A 16,495-nucleotide genomic window follows, 5' to 3' on the forward strand; every position below is an offset into this window, starting at 1 on the left:
TCGGCGACCATCGCGATCAACGGCACCCGGCACACCTTCCCGCCGCAGGTCGATGCCGACCTGCAGGCCCTGCTCGACCGGATTTCGGGGTCCTGACTCACGCACTAACGAAATGAGCCAACTCGGGGGTGACTGCTGTGGCCAAGGGCTTCACGAGCACGATCTGACCTACCTGGAGGTCGAGCCAGGCCAAACTGTCCTCCGGCAATTTCAGATCGGCTGCCTGACCATCGCCCAGCATGAGCAAGAGCCAGACGCGATCGGTGTCGGGGCAGTGATAGATATCTTCGATCCATGCCTGCTCGGCGTCCGGGTCGGTTCGGTCGTAGACCAACTCCAGTGGAATCACGGCGGCTGACGCCGACCGCAGCGCGGGCTGCGCATCAGCGCGTCCAAGTGCCGGTTGGAGAGAGTCGCTACGAATGAACTGAAGAGCGGACGACATAGCCGGAACGTTAGCCAGACGAATTTCATGGCAGAAGAATTATCGTCAGGATGATATTTAATGCCGCGGCGTGTGGATGGGTGTAGAAATCCGCTCGCTCATTGCCGTCCGATCCATCGGTATCGGGGCCGAGGATTCCGGTGTCGAATCCGACATATTCCCTGATCAGAGACTCGGATGCCTGGTTCGTCCGTCAGGGAAGGCGGCTCCCTCCACCGAGCGTCGGCCACAGATTCCGATCCATCGCCGATAAGTAGGAGCGCTCGTACCTGACTAAGTAGACCATTTTAGTCTGCTATGGTCCGGGACGTGACTTCGCTGACCATTTCCACCCCTCCCCTGCTCGCAGACGCGCAAGCGGCACTCGCCGCTGCCGACGAGTTTGCGGACCGCATCCGCCCGGGTTCGATCGAGCGTGACCGACTGAAGACGAAGCCGCTGGCCGAACTCGCCGACCTCGCCTCGACCGGGCTGCTCAGCATCTGGATCCCCCGAGAGTACGGCGGCTCCGGCCTCGACTTCGTGACTGTGATCGATGTGTTCCGCCGCATCGCCGTCGCCGATCCGGCTGTCGCTCAGCTCGTTCTCGCCCACTTCGTGCTTCTCGAATGCGCCCGCACCGACGCGGACGAGCCGACACGTCGGTTCATCTACGACACGGTGCTCGCCGGCGCGCACCTCGGTAACGCATCTGCCGAGCGCGGCACCAAGAACGGCTGGAACCGCAACACGCGCGCCGAGCGCGACGACGCCCGTGGCGGGTGGGTCGTCACCGGCCAGAAGTACTACGCAACAGGCGCCCTCGGCGCCGGGCTCATCAGCGTCGACGCCAAGTACGGCGACCGAGGCGGACTCCTCGGTTTCGTCACACCCGATTCCGATGGGCTCACGCTCGACCTCGACCAATGGTCGTCGTTCGGTCAGCGCACCACTTTCAGCGGCGCGGTGACGTTCGATGCCGTGTTCATCCCGGACGGCAGGGCGATCGACTACGGAGAAGCTCCGGAAAACCCGAAAAGCCCTGCCGCGTCGGTGATCACGCCTCTCGATCAGGCACTCCATGTTGCGATCGACGTGGGAATCGCCCGTGCCGCACTCGAGGACGGAGCCGGTTTCGTACGCAGCAAGACCCGTCCCTGGGTCGAGTGGAACGACGCACCGGCCTCGGAGGAGCCGCATATCCAGCGCCGTTTCGGTGAACTCACGACGCGCCTGCATGCGCTCGAGGCGCTGCTCGAGAGGGCGGCCGGCGCCGTCCAGACTGCGGTCGAGGAGACTCCGCTCACCCACGAGACTGCGACCGCCGCATCGTTTGCCGTTGCCGAGGCCAAGGCGCTCGCGCAGGAATTCGGTCCGGAAATCGCTACCGGCGTCCTGGAACTGGCCGGCACAAGTTCGACCGACGAGAAGTACGGCCTGGACCGGCACTGGCGAAACGTTCGTGTTCACTCACTGCACGACCCCGCGCGCTGGAAGTACGTACACATCGGCAACCACACGCTCAACGGCACCCTGCCTCCCGCCGGCGTACTGATCTGAGTCACCTGATGTCCATCAAGTTGCACTGGTACCTCCCCACCAACGGCGACGGTCGCACGCCGCACGAGTCCGGAACCACCGTCGCGGTCGGCGGCAACCTGGAGTTGGGCCGCACACGAAAACCGGACCTCGAGTACCTTTCCGCAGTTGCCGGCGCGGCCGAAGCGAACGGCTTCGATGCGGTCCTGACACCGACGGGCACCTACTGCGAAGACGCGTGGATCAGCACTGCGGCGCTCAGCCAGATCCACCGCCGGCTCCGATATCTCGTCGCGTTCAGGCCCGGAACGATCAGTCCGGCGCTGGCCGCTCGGCAAGCTGCCACCTTTCAACGCCACAGCAACGGACGGTTGTTGATCAACATCGTCACCGGTGGCAGCGATGTCGAGCAACGGCGGTTCGGGGACCCGCTGGACAAGGACGGCCGCTACGCCCGCTGCGACGAGTTTCTGACAATCTTCAAAGGGGTATGGGACAGTCCAGGTTTCGACTTTCGCGGGGATCACCTCTGGGTGGAAGGCGGGACGATACCCACCCCGACGACGCGACCGGAGATCTACTTCGGCGGCTCATCCGATGCTGCACTTCGGGTTGCGGCAAAGCACGCGGACGTGTACCTGACTTGGGGAGAACCCCCCACGAAGTACCTCGCGGACCACCTCGACACCGTCAGAGAGTTGGCCGCCGCTGCGGGGCGGTCGGTGAGATTCGGAATCCGCTTCCACGTGGTGGGTCGTGAGACCAGCGCTGAGGCTTGGCAGGCGGCAGACGCACTGCTGGCCGACGTCGACGCGGAGACGATCGCGCACCAGCAACGCGCACAAGCACAGTCGAGTGCGGTCGGGCTCCAGCGAATGCGCGCTCTGCATCAGGGGGACCGCGACAATCTCGAGATCTACCCCAACGTCTGGGCGGGAATCGGACTCGTCCGACCGGGTGCCGGAACGGCGCTCGTCGGGAGCTACGCAGAGGTCGCGTCCCGCCTCGCCGAGTACCACCGGAAACTGGGGATCGACGAGTTCATCTTGTCCGGATATCCGTGCGACGAAGAAGCATTTCATGTCGGCGAGGGGATCGTCCCCGAGCTCCGCAAACTCGGCCTGGTGGAGTAGTGAAGCGATGAGTTCTGCATACGTAGACGACAAGCCGCCGGTTCTCGACCGAGACGGCTCAGCGGCGGTGTTGCGCGGAGACGCAGATGTACTCGACGTTGCCCGGGAACTGGCCGACGAGCTGCGATCATCAGCTTCCGAACGTGACCGCGCCGGCAGGTACCCCGCAGCAGCACTCGAGCAAGTGGCGTCCAGCGGCCTACTCGCTGCTGGAATACCTGTCGAGTGGGGCGGCGCCGGTGCAGGAGCCGGCGCTGTGATCGAGGTGATCCGGCTGTTGGCAACCGCCGATGCGTCCGTCGCGCAGACACTGCAGCCGCACTTCCAATTGGTCGACGCGGTGCTCCTCGACGGTGGAACAGAGTTGCAGTCGGTGCTCCTCCCTGATGTCGTCGCCGGCGGCCGCGTAGGAAACGCTATCGCGGAGCGTGGCGCAGCCGACGGCGCACAGCATTCGACACTGTTCCGTCAAACCGACGAGGGCACTTGGGAACTGGATGGAAGCAAGTACTACTGCACCGGCGCACCAGGATCGAGCTGGCTGGGGGTCGCGGTACGCGGCAGTGACGACACAATGTCGCTCGGGTTCACGAGGACCGAGCGAGACGGGATCACCGTGACCGACGACTGGGCGGGCATGGGGCAGCGGTCGACAGGCAGTGGCACTGTCACCTTCGCCGCGGTTCGCGTACCCGACACACACGTGATCCGTCCCTGGGCCGGGGCCGAGTCCCGCCGCGCGACCCACTACGTGGGTCGCCTGTTACACGCAGCGATCGACATCGGAACTGCAGAGGGTGCCCTGGCCGACGGACTGCGGTTCCTTGCAGAGCGTGCTCGACCGGCGCCCGGACGGGGCTTCCGGCACGCCGGCGACGATCCGCTCGTCCAGCGCTCGGTCGGCGCGGCAACGGCCCGCGTCCATGCGGGAAGGGCATTGCTCGCACACGCAGCATCACTGCTCGAATACGCGGTTCGAACCGAAAAGAATGTCGACATGCAGGCGGCGGTGGTCGCTGCAGAACAGGTCAAAGGCTTGGCGGCAGAACTCGCTGTCGAGATCTCCAGCGAGGTCTTCGCATGGTGTGGTGGCAGCGCCGCGGACGAACGACTCAATCTGAACCGCTACTGGCGTGACGCCCGCACTCACACGCTGCACGATCCCGCCCAGTGGGCGTACGCCACCGCCGGAGCCGAAGTCGTTTCCGCGATCGGGAGCGGCACTCTTCCCGACTTCGTGTTCTGAAGGTGTCTCGTGTGAGCCGGCCAGGACACGACGCCGGTTACGACAGCACGAACAACCCACTGCACGAAGCGAACAGACCGAGAAACCCTACAAAGCCGGATAGGACATGTCAGAAGCGCACACATCGGCCATCGGACCGAATCACCTTGTGCCTGTGGACTCCTCACCGGGCGCCGTAGTGCTCCGAGGCGTCGGCAAGAAGTTCACCGACGATTACGCGGTCACCGACGTGTCGCTCACGGTGGCACGGGGTGAGGTTCTGGCGATCATCGGCCCCAGCGGAGCCGGCAAGAGCAGTCTGTTGCGCTGCATCAACCTGCTCGACGCACCGACCGCCGGAGAGATCGTGGTCGACGGAATCCAGGTACGTGGTGCCGACGGAACGACCGTGGCAGGCAAGGAACTCGCCGAGCTACGTCGCCGCGTCGGGATGGTGTTCCAGTCGTTCAATCTGTTCCCGCACCTCAGCGTGCTGCAGAACGTCTCACTCGCCCAGACTCGTGTGCTCGGACGCTCCAAAGCGGAAGCGAACGCCCGCTCACTCGACCTGCTCGAACGCGTCGGACTCGCCGACAAGGCGGCGCAGCATCCGACACGGTTGTCCGGTGGCCAGCAGCAGCGCGTCGCGATTGCCCGCGCGCTGGCACTCGACCCCTCGGTCATGTTGTTCGACGAGCCGACTTCGGCGCTCGATCCCGAACTGGGCCTGGAGGTGCTCGCGGTCATGCGGGAACTCGCCGACGAGGGGATGACGATGCTGATCGTCTCCCACGAACTGCACTTCGCGGAAGAGGTTTCCGATCGTATCCTCGTGATGGCCGATGGCCGGGCGATCGAGTCCGGACCGCCGGAACAGGTGCTCAGGAATCCGACTCATGCACGGACACAACAGTTCCTAGGGGCACTCCATGAGCGATAGCAATGGTTGGGACCAGTTCGGGGACCTCGTCGGAGGAATCCCTCTCACCCTCGAACTCACGGTCGCATCGTTCGCGATCGGCGCCGTAGTCGGCGTCCCTCTGGTGTTGGCGCGTCGTTCGCAGTTCCGTCTGACGCGTGGACTCGCCGTCATGATCATCGACCTTGCCCGTGGAATTCCGATGATCACCTGGCTGTTCCTCATCTACTTCGCACTTCCTCAAGCCGGAATCCGCTTCTCCCAGTTCGCCGCAGCGGTTCTCGGGCTCGGGCTCCTCACTGCGGCGATGATGGCCGAGATCTACCGCGCCGGGATCGCGGCGGTCCCGAAAGGCCAGTGGGAAGCCGGACGGACGCTCGGGCTGTCGGAGCGACGCCTGTTCCTCGACGTTGCTGTGCCGCAGGCGGCTAGAGTCGCGATTCCGCCGACGGCCACTCTGCTGATCGGCCTGCTCAAGGACACCGCGATTGCATCGACCCTCGGCGTCGCCGAGATCACCTACCGCGCCCAGATCGCTGCGCAGAACACGTACAAAGGGCTGACGATCTTCGCCTTGGCCGCCGGGCTGTACATAGTCCTCAGCCTCCCCGTCGCCGCTCTCTCACGGTGGCTCGACCGATGGTTGCATCAGAAATGGACAGTAGCGTGATGGGCGGCGGTCTGCTACACGACTGGGCTCAGCAAATCGGCCCGTTGGCGCAAGGACTTTGGGTGAGCGCCCGGTTGGCAGTCGTAGGGCTGGCGGTCGGTCTGCCGCTGGGCCTGTTGCTCGCGATCGGTGTCGGCAGCAAGGGCCGGTCGCTGCGGTGGGCCTGCGTCGGAATCGTCGAGATCGCACGAGGCACCCCGATGCTGGTCGTACTCCAACTCGTCTACTTCGGGCTGCCGCAGGTGAACATCACGTTCAGCAGTTTCGTGGCCGCGGTGGTGAGCATTGCCGTGATCACCGCTGCCTACACCAGCGAGATCTTCCGTTCCGGACTCGCGGCCGTGCCGCACGGGCAGCAAGATGCAGCGCGTGCCCTCGGGCTACGAACAGCGGATCGTCTCCGATACGTCATCGTTCCTCAGGGCATCAGGATCGCGATCCCGCCGCTGTTGAATTTCGCGATCTTGATCTTCCAAGGCACGTCCCTGGCGTTCACGATCGCGGTGCCGGAACTGATGGCCCAGGCCTACGGAATCGGGGCCAGCACCTTCCTGTACATGCAGGTGCTCAGCCTCGCCGGACTCATGTACGCCGCAATCACCCTGCCGAGCGCGGCGGGTGTCCGTCTACTCGAAAAGCGGCTCGGGCGTCACGTGGCGGCCGCCGCCTGACGCCATCCATGGCGCCGCTCCAGGAACACCTTTTCCACTGTCCAACGCTCCACCAGTAAGGATCACGAGAATGAAGCCCGCAAAACTCAGCGCCGTCGCCCTCGCAGCGGTGATGGCAGCCGTGACACTCGGGGCCTGCGGCTCCGGCGACTCGGCCTCGACGGCCGGCGCCGGTGCGGCGGAGTGCACTCCGCGACATCAGTTCAGCACCGTCAGCGAGGGCGAGCTGACCGTTGCCCTCGCCCCCTACGAGCCGGCGGCCTATACCGACAGCTCCGGCAATCTCGTGGGCATCGAGGGCGAATTGCTGCGGCAGATCGCCGAGTGGGAGTGCCTGGAAATCAAGGTGCTTCCCCTCGGCTCCTACGCTGCCACCATCCCGGCGGTGCAGTCCGGCCGCGCCGACATCACGGTCGGCGACATCTACCGTACGGCCGAGCGCGCAGCGGTCACGACCCTGACCGATCCGATCTACAAGGACGCACTCGAGATCGTTTCCAAGGGAGGCACGGTGACCTCGATCCAGCAGCTGGTCAGCGACAACCTCCGCCTCGGCGGTTCCACCGGAGGACTCTGGGACGACGATTTCCAGAAGTTGCTCGGCGACAATTTCAAGCTGTACCAAACATTCCAGGATGCGGTTCAGGATCTGCAGGCCGGGCGGCTCGACGCGGTGGTGATGAGCAGTCTCGGGTACAACGCGTTGACCGAGGGTGTTTCCGGAGTCGCCGGCGTCATGCCGCCCGCCGATTCTCGGGTCACGGCCTCGACGGCACCGGGACAGGCGACGTGGCCGACCAACAACAGCACCCCTGAGCTCACCACCGCTCTGAACGCCGACATCAGCGAGCTTCGTTCCAGCGGAGCAATTACGGAAGCGCTCGAAAAGTACGACTTGGATCCGGAACTCGCCGATCCCGGTGAGCCCAACCTCCTGTAGTCACGGCTGAATCGGGACGGATACCCGTTGGGGTTGTGAGATCGTCACGACCCCAACGGGTCTGCCCGCTGTGATTTCTGTGCCCTCTACACCGAGCTCAGAGCATCGGCGCTACCCGCTTATGCGGCACAGGATCTCGCTGTGGAGCAGCGCAAACCAACCGTCGTTGTCGGCAGCCCAGGTACGCCAGCCGTCCGAGATACGTGCGAGGTCGTCGCCGGTTGCGAGACCCAGTTCGACGGCCCGGTCGGCGTAGTTCGACTTCAGAACCCGGTCGGCCCACGACCCGCCCCACCACTCGCGGTCCTCGTCGGACGAGAAACACCACGTACTCGCGGTGGTGACCGCATCGTCCAGGCCGGCGGCGTGCGCCCAGGCCCGCAGACGCCGCCCCGCGTCGGGTTCGCCACCGTTCGCGCGGGCGATGTCGTGGTAGAGCGACAGCCACCGGTCGAGTTCGGGATTCTCCGGGTACCAGGTGAAGGTGCCGTAGTCGGCGTCACGGGCGGCGACGATGCCGCCCGGCTTGCAGACCCGAGCCATCTCGCGCAGCGCCTGCACGGGGTCGCCGACGTGTTGCAGGACCTGGTGGGCGTGGACGACATCGAAGGTGTCGTCGGGGAAGTCGAGTGTGTGGATGTCGGAGACGACCGTCTCGGCATTGGTGATCCCGCGCCGGGTGAACTCCTTTCGAGCGAGATCGAGGGCCTCGTCGTTCATTTCGACGGCGGTGACCTCGGCGACCAACCCGGCGAAGTCTGCGGTGATCGTCCCGGGACCGCATCCGACGTCGAGGAGAGTCATGTCCGGCCGCAGGTGCGGCAGCAGATACGCGGCGGAGTTCTCGGCCGTGCGCCAGCGATGACCGCGCAGCACCGACTCGTCGTGACCGTGTGTGTAGACGACCTCTTCGTTGCCCATGCCTCGAGCTTAGGCGACCTGCCCAATAAGTGGGAAACCAATCCTAAATCATGAGAACGCCGACGCACGCTCCGTGAAACGCACCAGGCGATGCCGCGCATCAGCGGTCGCGGTAGTACGCCCGGATCGCTCGGCTGATCACCTTGGCCTCCCGGTTCCGCTCGTGCCGCAACCGCGCATCGGCACGCGCCGCTACCCACTCGTTCTCGCGGCGCAGCTTTCGGTGGCTCTCCACCCGTCGCGCGTCGAGGTCGCCTTGTTCGACGGCAGCGCGGACCGCACATCCAGGCTCGGTCTCGTGCGCACAGTCCGTGAAGCGGCAGTGCTGCGCGAGATCGTCGATCTCGGGGAACACCGCGGCGATACCGGCATCGGCGTCCCACATTCCGACCCCGCGCAGGCCCGGTGTATCGATGAGGGTGATGCCGTCTCCCAGCGGAAACATCTCCCGATCGGTGGTGGTGTGCCGGCCCTTGCCGTCGCCGTGCCGCACCGGCGCTGTTGCCTGGATGTCGCGGCCGCACAACGCGTTGACCAGCGTCGACTTCCCGGCACCGGATGCCCCGAGGAAGACGACGGTGCCCTGGATCCGGTCGCGCAGTTCGCTCAGCCCAGCCCCTTCCGGTGCACACACCTCGACCACGTTCGCGCCGGGCGCGAGCGCCACGACCTGCTCGAACACCGGTTCCGTCGTGACGTCGACCTTCGTGAGCGCGACGACCGGCTGAGCTCCACTGTCCCAGGCCAGGGCAAGCAGGCGTTCCACGCGGCCGAGATCGAGCGTGTCCGCCGCGGCCGTCACCACGACGGTGTCCACGTTTGCGGCGAGGACCTGCTCCTCCGATCGCCCCGACGCGTCGGCGCGACGGATCGCACCGGTACGCGGCAGCACGGCGCAGACCGTGCCGACCGTGTCGCCGTCGGTGGCAGGTTCGCGCACGATCACCCAGTCGCCGGTACAGACCCGATGACCCGACGACCGCACCCGCAGCGGGCCCGCGGAGGTCACGGCTTCGCTGTGGCCGCGACCGGCCCGCACGATTCGTCCCGGCGTCCCCTGAATATCGCTGTCCGCGAAGCGTTCTGCAATCCGCGGAGTCCAGCCGTACTCGGCCAGAGGTTCGATTCCGGGTAGGACATCGGGGTGCACGGTGACTCCTGATTCATGGTGGCGCGCGGGGCCCATGTCCCGCTCCGACAGATTCCGATGGTGAACCCGGTGGCACCGCAGCGCAATCGAATTTCCGGATGGGGCAGCCTGGACCGATGACGAGACGCCTCCGCATCGTGATCACCGTCGCCGTCGCGGTGCTGCTCGTGATCGCCACCGTGCTCGGGCTCTACACGCTCTCGAACTCGCGCACCTACCAGCTTTTCGGCGATCTCGTGCACCGGGTCGAGACCGACGACAAGCTCGTCGCGTTGACCCTCGACGATGGACCGTCCGACCGCACTCCCGAAGTTCTGCGTGTCCTCGCCGAAGCAGGTGTGCCGGCGACCTTCTACGTCACCGGCACCGAGCTGGCCGCACACCCCGAGATGGGACGCGCGATCGTCGAAGCCGGGCACGAACTCGGCAACCACACGAAAACGCACCGGCGGATGATCCTCGTCGGCGGCGACACCGTGCGCGAGGAGATCGAGAGCACGGACGCGCAGATCCGCGCCGCCGGGTTCGACGGCGACATCACGTTCCGCCCGCCCTACAGCAAGAAGCTCGTCGTCCTCCCCCGGTATCTCGACGCACACGACCGGACCACGGTGATGTGGGACGTGGAACCGGACTCCGTCGCCGCCGACGCGGCCACGATGGTCGACACAGCACTCGCGCAGACCCGCCCGGGGTCGATCATCCTGCTGCATGCGATGTATCCGGCGCGGCAGTCGTCGCTCGACTCGATTCCGGGGATCGTCGCCGGTTTGCAGGCGAAGGGCTTCCGGTTCGTGACGGTCTTGGAGCTCCTCGGCTCCTGACCGACCGAAACGTACCCGCTGGTCCCCGCCTCCTGACACGCTGGAGATCTGTAGGACTCACCGGCAGAAACCAGACAGGAGTGATCGCAGATGGCACGTCCGGTTCGCGTCGTCGTTCTCGGTTCCGGATCGTGGGGGACCACGGTCGCGGGGCTCGCGGCCCAGAACACACCGACGCTGCTGTGGTCGCGGAAATCCGACACCGCGGCGGAGATCAACGAGGAGCACCGGAACAGCCGCTACCTCGGCGACCGCGAGCTTCCCGCGGAACTGCGCGCCACCGACGACCTGGTCGAGGCCGCGCACGAGGCGGACGTGCTGGTCGTGGGTGTGCCCTCCCACGCCGTGCGGGAAACGCTCGAGCAGATCGCCGACGAGGTGCGCGCGTGGGTGCCGATCGTCTCGCTCGCGAAAGGTCTCGAGCCGGGCACCCGGCTGCGTCCGACCGAGGTGGTCGCGCAGTGCATGCCGGGGCACCCGGTCGGGTTGCTCGCCGGCCCCAACATCGCCAGCGAGATCGCCGACGGCCTGGCTGCCGCGGCGGTGGTGGCGATGCAGGACGAGTCGATCGCGAGCGCGCTGCAACCGCTGTTCGCGGCGAAAGTGTTCCGCGTCTATCGCAACACGGACGTGCTCGGCTGCGAGTTGGGCGGGGTCCTGAAGAACATCATTGCGATCGCGGCCGGCATGGCCGAAGGTCTCGGGGTCGGCGACAACACCCGCGCAATGGTGCTCTCGCGGGGACTCGCCGAGATGATCCGGCTCGGTGTGGCGATGGGCGCGCAACCGCGGACCTTTTCGGGCCTGACCGGCATGGGCGATCTGATCGCCACGTGCATGAGCCCGGCGTCCCGCAACCGCCGAGTGGGCGAGGCGATCGCACGTGGGCTGTCCGTCGAGGAGGCGGTCGCCGAGTTGGGGCAGGTCGCCGAGGGTGTCAAGACCGCGCCGACGGTGATGGAACTGGCCCGCGAGTACGGCGTCGAGATGCCGATCGCCGCCGAGGTCGAAGCGGTGGTCGCGGGACGTCACACCCCCACCGAGGCCTACCGCGGTCTCCGGAAGCGCGCGCCCGGTGACGAGGAAGACCTCGTCTGATCAGCCGAATATTCAGCTTTCTCGGAGAGACACTAGAGAGCTATAGATTCCCCGATTTGACTGTTCAAACCACAACTTGAACACTGTTCAGGTGTCGTCGTCCACAGAAGTGCTCATCATCGGCGCCGGATTCGCCGGCCTCGGTGCCGCCGTGCACCTGCATCGCCGCGGCCGGGACGTGCGGGTTCTCGAACGCGCGGATTCCCTCGGTGGGACGTGGCGCGACAACACCTACCCGGGCTGCGAATGCGACATCCCGCCGGCGCTGTACTCGTACTCGTTCGCCCCGCAGGCGACGTGGGCCCGGGGACGCGCCGGCCAACCGGAGATCCTCGCGCATCTGCACGAACTCGCCGACGAGCCCGGCCTGCTCGAGCGCATCACGTGCGGGGTCGGCGCCACCGGATGCCGCTGGGACGAGCGCACGCAACGCTGGCACGTCACCACCGACCGCGGAACCACCTACGAGGCACGTTTCCTCGTCCTCGCGGTGGGCGCACTCAACGTTCCGCGGATCCCCCGCACGGACGGCACGTTCGACGGCCCCGCCGTCCACACCGCACGCTGGGACCACTCCCTCGATCTCACCGGCCGACGCGTTGCCGTCGTCGGAACCGGCGCCAGCGCAATACAAATCGTTCCCCGGCTCGCCGAGATCGCGGAACACGTCACCGTCGTGCAGCGCACCGCACCGTGGATCCTGCCACGCACCGCACCCCGGCTGCCGCTCCCCCGTCCGGCTCGACGGGCACTCGAATACTGGCGCGCGGAGTCGCGATTGGGCTCCTTCACGGGTTCGCCGGACCGGCTCGAGGCTCGCGCACTGAGGCACCTGCACGACGGAATCGACGATCCGGCGCTGCGTGAGACACTGACCCCGGGCTACCGGATCGGTTGTAAGCGAATCCTGTTCTCCGACGACTACTATCCCGCCCTGAGGCGGGAGAACGTCGAGCTGGTGCCGTCACCGATCGCACGCCTCGCCGGGAACTCCGTCGTCACCGCGGACGGTCGCGAGCACCCTGCCGACGCCCTGGTGTATGCCACGGGATTTCACGTCTCGGGCGCGCTCGCATCGGTGCCGGTGTCCGGTCGGGGCGGAATCGTCCTTCTCGAACGCTGGGCGCGCGAGGGCGCGCAAGCGCACCTGGGTATCACCGTCTCGGGGTTCCCGAACATGTTCGTTCTGGGTGGCCCCAACACCGGCCTGGCACACACGTCGGTTCTCACTATGCTCGAATCCCAGTTCCGTTATGCCGCAGCCGCAATGGATGTAACCGATCGCGAAGAAGTCGAGGCCCTCGAGGTAGACGAGCAGGCGCCGGCCCGGTTCGGCGCCGAGATGGCCGAGCGGTCGGCGGGAACCGCGTGGACGTCCGGCTGCGACAGCTGGTACCTCGACCGCGGTGGCATCAACCGTTCGTTGTGGCCCGATTACGCGTGGCGCTACCGGTGGCGCACCCGCAGGTTCGACCGTGAGAACTACCGCGTGCCGGTACCTTCGACAGAGCCATCACCGACCTTCCTGCCGTAGCGCGAGTTTCGGAATGATCCCGCCGGCCAGCACATCCTCGAGTTGCCGGGGCGACAGCCTGTGCCGCACCGGAATATCGATGTTGCGGGTCGAGTTGTGCACCGACAGCTCGGGTCCTGCCACGAGAGCGTCACGAAGCCCGTCGAGGACGAGCACGTCGCCCTGCTCGATGGCGTCGTAGTCGTCCGGGTTCGCGAATTCGAGGGCGAGGACACCGAAGTTCGCGAGGTTCTGCCAGTGGATCCGTGCGAACGACTTCGCGAGCACGGCGCGGAGACCGAGATACCGCGGCGTGATGGCCGCGTGCTCACGCGACGATCCCTGACCGTAGTTCTCTCCCCCGACGACGATGTGTCCGGTGGTGTCCTTGGTTTCCGCGGCCCGGTCGGGGTAGGTTTCGTCGACCTGTGTGAACGTGAACTGCGAGAGCTTGGGGATGTTGGACCGGAACGGCAGTGCCCGGGCTCCCGCCGGCGAGATCTCGTCGGTGGAGATGTTGTCCGCGACCTTCAGCAGAACGGGCGCCTCGATCCGGTCCGGCAGCGGCGGGAAATCGGGCAGCGACGAGATGTTCGGCCCCTTCACCGGTTCGATCCCGCGTGCGTCTTCTTCCGGGGGCGGCGGGACGAGCATCGCGGTGTTCACCGAGGCCTCGGCGGGCAGGTTCAATTTCGGGTAGTCCGTGCCGACCTCCGCGGCCCAGTCGCGGGGATCGGTGATGCGACCGGTGAGTGCGGACGCGGCCGCGGTCTCCGGCGAACACAACCACACCGAATCCTCCCGGGTTCCGGAGCGACCGGGAAAGTTCCTCGGCATGGTGCGCAACGAGTTCCGCCCGGTCGCCGGGGCCTGCCCCATGCCGATGCAGCCCATGCATCCGGACTGGTGGATGCGAGCTCCGGCAGTGATCAGGTCGAGCGTGGCGCCCATGCGGGTGAGGTCGGAGTAGATCTCCCGCGAGGACGGGTTGATGTCGAAGCTGACCTCCGGAAGGGTCTGCCGCCCGGCGACCATCGCGGCCGCGATCGCGAAGTCGCGCAGTCCGGGGTTTGCCGAGGACCCGATGACCACCTGCGCGACCGGTTCTCCGGCGACCTCCCGCACGGGCACGACATTGCCCGGCGACGACGGCTTCGCGATCAGCGGTTCGACGGCGGACAGGTCGATGTGCTCGACCAGGTCGTATCCCGCACCCGGGTCGGCGGCAACCTCGACGAAGTCGTCCTCCCGCCCCTCCGACCGCAGGAACTCGTGCACCGCGTCGTCGGCGGGGAACACGGTGGTGGTTGCACCCAGTTCGGCGCCCATGTTCGCGATCACGTGGCGGTCCATCGCCGTGAGCGTGTCCAGGCCCGGCCCGTAGTACTCGACGATCCGCCCGACGCCGCCCTTGACGCCGTGCCTGCGCAGCATCTCGAGAATCACGTCCTTCGCCGAGCACCACGGCGGTAGCGCACCGGTCAGCTCGACGCCCCAGATCTCGGGCATCCGGAGGTTCAGCGGCTCACCGGCGATGGCCAGCGCAACCTCGAGGCCGCCGACTCCGATGGCGAGCATCCCGAGCGACCCGGCCGCGGGGGTGTGCGAGTCGGATCCGGCCAGTGTCTTTCCCGGAATCCCGAATCGCTGCATGTGCGTCGGGTGCGAGACGCCGTTGCCCGGCTTGGAGAACCACAGTCCGTACCGCAGGCAGGCGGTACGCAGGTACTCGTGGTCTTCGGCGTTCTTCTCGTCCGCCTGCAGCAGGTTGTGGTCGACGTACTGGACGCTGACCTCTGTCCGGGCCCGATCGAGGTTCAGCGCTTCGAGTTCCTGCATCACCAGGGTTCCGGTGGCGTCCTGGGTGAGGGTTTGATCGATCCGGATCGCGATCTCCTCGCCAGGGTCCATGTTCCCCGACACGAGATGCGTTCCGATGAGCTTGCGCGCAACGTTCTCCGGCATGGTGGCTCCCGTCCGCGCCCGGGGCACCGAAGGCCGACCGGGCGGCACTGTCGATTCACTTCCTCCAGGATGCTCCGATTCGACCGCGGGAACTACCGCATTCCGGGGCCTGGGGCCGCCGTGGCGACCACCCGACCCGCCCCTTCGCGAACGAGGGGTCTCTACCGACGCCGAATCCGCACCGCCAGTCCTGCGACGTGAGCGCAGCTGGCGGCGCGGGCACCCTCGGCATCGCCGGCCCGGATGGCCGCGACGATACGTTCGTGCTCTTCGACGACAAGCTGCCGGTTGGTCTCGGACGCCCACATGTCCGAGCGGTACAGGTGCCTGCGCGTCGAGGCGGAACAAGGCCTCGCGCAGCGGCTTGTTCGCGGCAATGCCGCGGATTGCGGTGTGGAAGTCGAGATCGAGCCGCGAGTCCCGTCGTCGGTCGGCGGGCTGGTCGAGCATCGACCGCTGTGAGTCGACCATCGCCATGAGGTCGGCGACCTGCTGGTGAGTGGCCCGCAACGTCGCCTGGTAGCCGTCGAGCACCTCGCGCACCGCGAACACCTCCCGGATCGGCTCGTCGTCGACCGTTTCGACCTTGGCCCCGGCGTTCCTGGTGTACACCGCGAGGCCGTCGTTGATGAGTTGCTGCACGGCTTCGCGGACCGGGGTCCTGCTCACGTTGAGTTTCGCGGCCAGCGCCGGCACGGACAGCGCGGTGCCGGGCGGCAGCTCCCCCGCGAATATCCGGTCTCGGAGCGTGGGGTGAACCGATTCCGCGAGCAGCTCACATTCGGCAATCCTTCGGGGCTTGCGCGACAACGGGATTCGCGCGGCACTCGGTCGCGGCGTCGCCGACCGGGCCGACGCCACCCGCAAGTGGGGCTTCGAGCCGCGGCTCATGCAGCCGCTGGACGACGTGCTCGCCCATGCCGACCAGCTGGCGGAGGACGCGGCCGGATCCGCCGTCACCGTCGGGCTCGCGGTTCCGAACCCGCGGTCCGTCACGGCCGAGGGCATGGCCGCCATCCGGGAGTTCGCGACGGCCCGCGACATGACCGTCTCGATCCATCTGCTCGAAACCACCACCGACGACACGATGTGCCGGGAGCACGCGGGCATGGGCGTGGACGGCGCCGCCGGCAACGACACCCAGGACATGCTCGAATCACTTCGCAGGGGAGCGTACGTGCAGCGGGCGGCGCAACGCAGGGCCGACCCTGTTCGGATTCGAGCAGATGCTCGACATCGCCACGGGCGGAGCCAATTCCGCGCTCGGACTACCGGCCCGCTCCGGTGGCGTGCACGTCGGGGACCCGGCGGATCTGACGTTGATCCGGTTCGACCGGGAGTTCGCGACCCTGCCGTCCGCGATCCGGGTGCCGCCGTTCTCACGACCGGCACCAGCCGGATCGTGGACACCGTGATCGTCGGCGGTGAGGTGACGATCCGGGACGGGCGCAGCACCGGGGTCGACGAGTCCGAACTGGTCCGCACCCTGGCAGCACTCTGGGA

14 protein-coding genes and 2 pseudogenes are annotated in these 16,495 nt (G+C 66.7%); 11 read left to right on the plus strand and 5 right to left on the minus strand.

The window, feature by feature from the left end:
• Positions 1-97 precede the first annotated feature (97 nt).
• Complete coding sequence (locus M1M07_RS15010; protein WP_248674767.1) at positions 98-445, minus strand: hypothetical protein; 348 nt, start codon at positions 443-445, stop codon at positions 98-100.
• Positions 446-754: 309 nt separating this feature from the next.
• Here M1M07_RS15010 and M1M07_RS15015 point away from each other — a divergent pair, with 309 nt between their 5' ends.
• The 7 genes from M1M07_RS15015 (at position 755) to M1M07_RS15045 (ending at position 7,521) form a co-directional block, all read left to right on the plus strand.
• Entirely contained in the window at positions 755-1,984 is a 1,230-nt protein-coding gene (locus M1M07_RS15015; RefSeq protein WP_248674768.1) for an acyl-CoA dehydrogenase family protein, read from the plus strand.
• Between the two features lie 8 nt (positions 1,985-1,992).
• The gene (locus tag M1M07_RS15020; protein ID WP_197251140.1) at positions 1,993-3,096 is read left to right on the plus strand and encodes an LLM class flavin-dependent oxidoreductase; all 1,104 of its coding nucleotides are present in this window, start codon (positions 1,993-1,995) and stop codon (positions 3,094-3,096) included.
• Between the two features lie 7 nt (positions 3,097-3,103).
• A complete protein-coding gene (locus M1M07_RS15025) occupies positions 3,104-4,342 on the plus strand; it encodes an acyl-CoA dehydrogenase family protein (protein WP_197251139.1) in 1,239 nt (412 codons plus the stop codon).
• A 154-nt stretch (positions 4,343-4,496) separates the two neighbouring features.
• Positions 4,497-5,261, plus strand: a complete 765-nt coding sequence (locus M1M07_RS15030; RefSeq protein ID WP_248674769.1) for an amino acid ABC transporter ATP-binding protein — start codon at positions 4,497-4,499, stop codon at positions 5,259-5,261.
• Entirely contained in the window at positions 5,251-5,910 is a 660-nt protein-coding gene (locus M1M07_RS15035; RefSeq protein ID WP_197251137.1) for an amino acid ABC transporter permease, read from the plus strand. The genes M1M07_RS15030 and M1M07_RS15035 overlap by 11 nt, the downstream gene beginning before the upstream one ends.
• Entirely contained in the window at positions 5,910-6,581 is a 672-nt protein-coding gene (locus tag M1M07_RS15040; RefSeq protein WP_282582078.1) for an amino acid ABC transporter permease, read from the plus strand. The genes M1M07_RS15035 and M1M07_RS15040 overlap by 1 nt, the downstream gene beginning before the upstream one ends.
• Before the next feature lie 70 nt (positions 6,582-6,651).
• A complete protein-coding gene (locus tag M1M07_RS15045) occupies positions 6,652-7,521 on the plus strand; it encodes an ABC transporter substrate-binding protein (RefSeq protein WP_248674771.1) in 870 nt (289 codons plus the stop codon).
• 111 nt (positions 7,522-7,632) lie between these two features.
• Here the strand turns inward: M1M07_RS15045 and M1M07_RS15050 are convergent, their stop codons facing one another.
• Positions 7,633-8,442: a class I SAM-dependent methyltransferase gene (locus M1M07_RS15050; protein WP_197251134.1), complete on the minus strand. Its 810-nt coding sequence runs from the start codon at positions 8,440-8,442 to the stop codon at positions 7,633-7,635.
• Between the two features lie 100 nt (positions 8,443-8,542).
• A complete protein-coding gene (gene rsgA / locus M1M07_RS15055; RefSeq protein WP_248674772.1) occupies positions 8,543-9,592 on the minus strand; it encodes a ribosome small subunit-dependent GTPase A in 1,050 nt (349 codons plus the stop codon).
• Positions 9,593-9,708: 116 nt separating this feature from the next.
• Between rsgA and M1M07_RS15060 the strand changes: the two genes are divergently transcribed.
• The 3 genes from M1M07_RS15060 to M1M07_RS15070 all read left to right on the plus strand — a co-directional run bounded on the left by M1M07_RS15060 (position 9,709) and on the right by M1M07_RS15070 (position 13,048).
• Positions 9,709-10,416 carry a polysaccharide deacetylase family protein gene (locus M1M07_RS15060; RefSeq protein ID WP_248674773.1) on the plus strand — a complete coding sequence of 236 codons (708 nt, stop codon included), beginning with the start codon at positions 9,709-9,711 and terminating at the stop codon, positions 10,414-10,416.
• Between the two features lie 90 nt (positions 10,417-10,506).
• Entirely contained in the window at positions 10,507-11,514 is a 1,008-nt protein-coding gene (locus tag M1M07_RS15065) for an NAD(P)H-dependent glycerol-3-phosphate dehydrogenase (protein WP_197251131.1), read from the plus strand.
• 91 nt (positions 11,515-11,605) lie between these two features.
• A complete protein-coding gene (locus M1M07_RS15070; RefSeq protein ID WP_248674774.1) occupies positions 11,606-13,048 on the plus strand; it encodes an NAD(P)/FAD-dependent oxidoreductase in 1,443 nt (480 codons plus the stop codon).
• Here the strand turns inward: M1M07_RS15070 and M1M07_RS15075 are convergent.
• A complete protein-coding gene (locus M1M07_RS15075) occupies positions 13,028-14,992 on the minus strand; it encodes an aconitate hydratase (RefSeq protein WP_248674775.1) in 1,965 nt (654 codons plus the stop codon). The two genes, M1M07_RS15070 and M1M07_RS15075, sit on opposite strands and share 21 nt — an antisense overlap.
• Positions 14,993-15,153: 161 nt before the next feature.
• Positions 15,154-15,781: pseudogene (locus M1M07_RS15080) on the minus strand (GntR family transcriptional regulator).
• On the opposite strand from M1M07_RS15080, the pseudogene M1M07_RS15085 reads away from it, so the two are divergent.
• Positions 15,771-16,490: pseudogene (locus tag M1M07_RS15085) on the plus strand (amidohydrolase family protein); the annotation flags it as partial. The pseudogenes M1M07_RS15080 and M1M07_RS15085 overlap by 11 nt on opposite strands.
• Positions 16,491-16,495: the final 5 nt, after the last annotated feature.

The organism is Rhodococcus sp. HM1, assembly GCF_023218075.1.
In the GTDB taxonomy this organism is placed as follows: Bacteria; Actinomycetota; Actinomycetes; order Mycobacteriales; family Mycobacteriaceae; genus Rhodococcus.

Coding starts and splice junctions, on each gene's coding strand:
- M1M07_RS15010 (WP_248674767.1), bottom strand. CDS start 445: ATGTCGTCCGCTCTTCAGTTCATTCGTAGCGACTCTCTCCAACCGGCA.
- M1M07_RS15020 (WP_197251140.1), top strand. CDS start 1,993: ATGTCCATCAAGTTGCACTGGTACCTCCCCACCAACGGCGACGGTCGC.
- M1M07_RS15025 (WP_197251139.1), top strand. CDS start 3,104: ATGAGTTCTGCATACGTAGACGACAAGCCGCCGGTTCTCGACCGAGAC.
- M1M07_RS15035 (WP_197251137.1), top strand. CDS start 5,251: ATGAGCGATAGCAATGGTTGGGACCAGTTCGGGGACCTCGTCGGAGGA.
- M1M07_RS15040 (WP_282582078.1), top strand. CDS start 5,910: ATGGGCGGCGGTCTGCTACACGACTGGGCTCAGCAAATCGGCCCGTTG.
- M1M07_RS15045 (WP_248674771.1), top strand. CDS start 6,652: ATGAAGCCCGCAAAACTCAGCGCCGTCGCCCTCGCAGCGGTGATGGCA.
- M1M07_RS15050 (WP_197251134.1), bottom strand. CDS start 8,442: ATGGGCAACGAAGAGGTCGTCTACACACACGGTCACGACGAGTCGGTG.
- M1M07_RS15060 (WP_248674773.1), top strand. CDS start 9,709: ATGACGAGACGCCTCCGCATCGTGATCACCGTCGCCGTCGCGGTGCTG.
- M1M07_RS15065 (WP_197251131.1), top strand. CDS start 10,507: ATGGCACGTCCGGTTCGCGTCGTCGTTCTCGGTTCCGGATCGTGGGGG.
- M1M07_RS15075 (WP_248674775.1), bottom strand. CDS start 14,992: ATGCCGGAGAACGTTGCGCGCAAGCTCATCGGAACGCATCTCGTGTCG.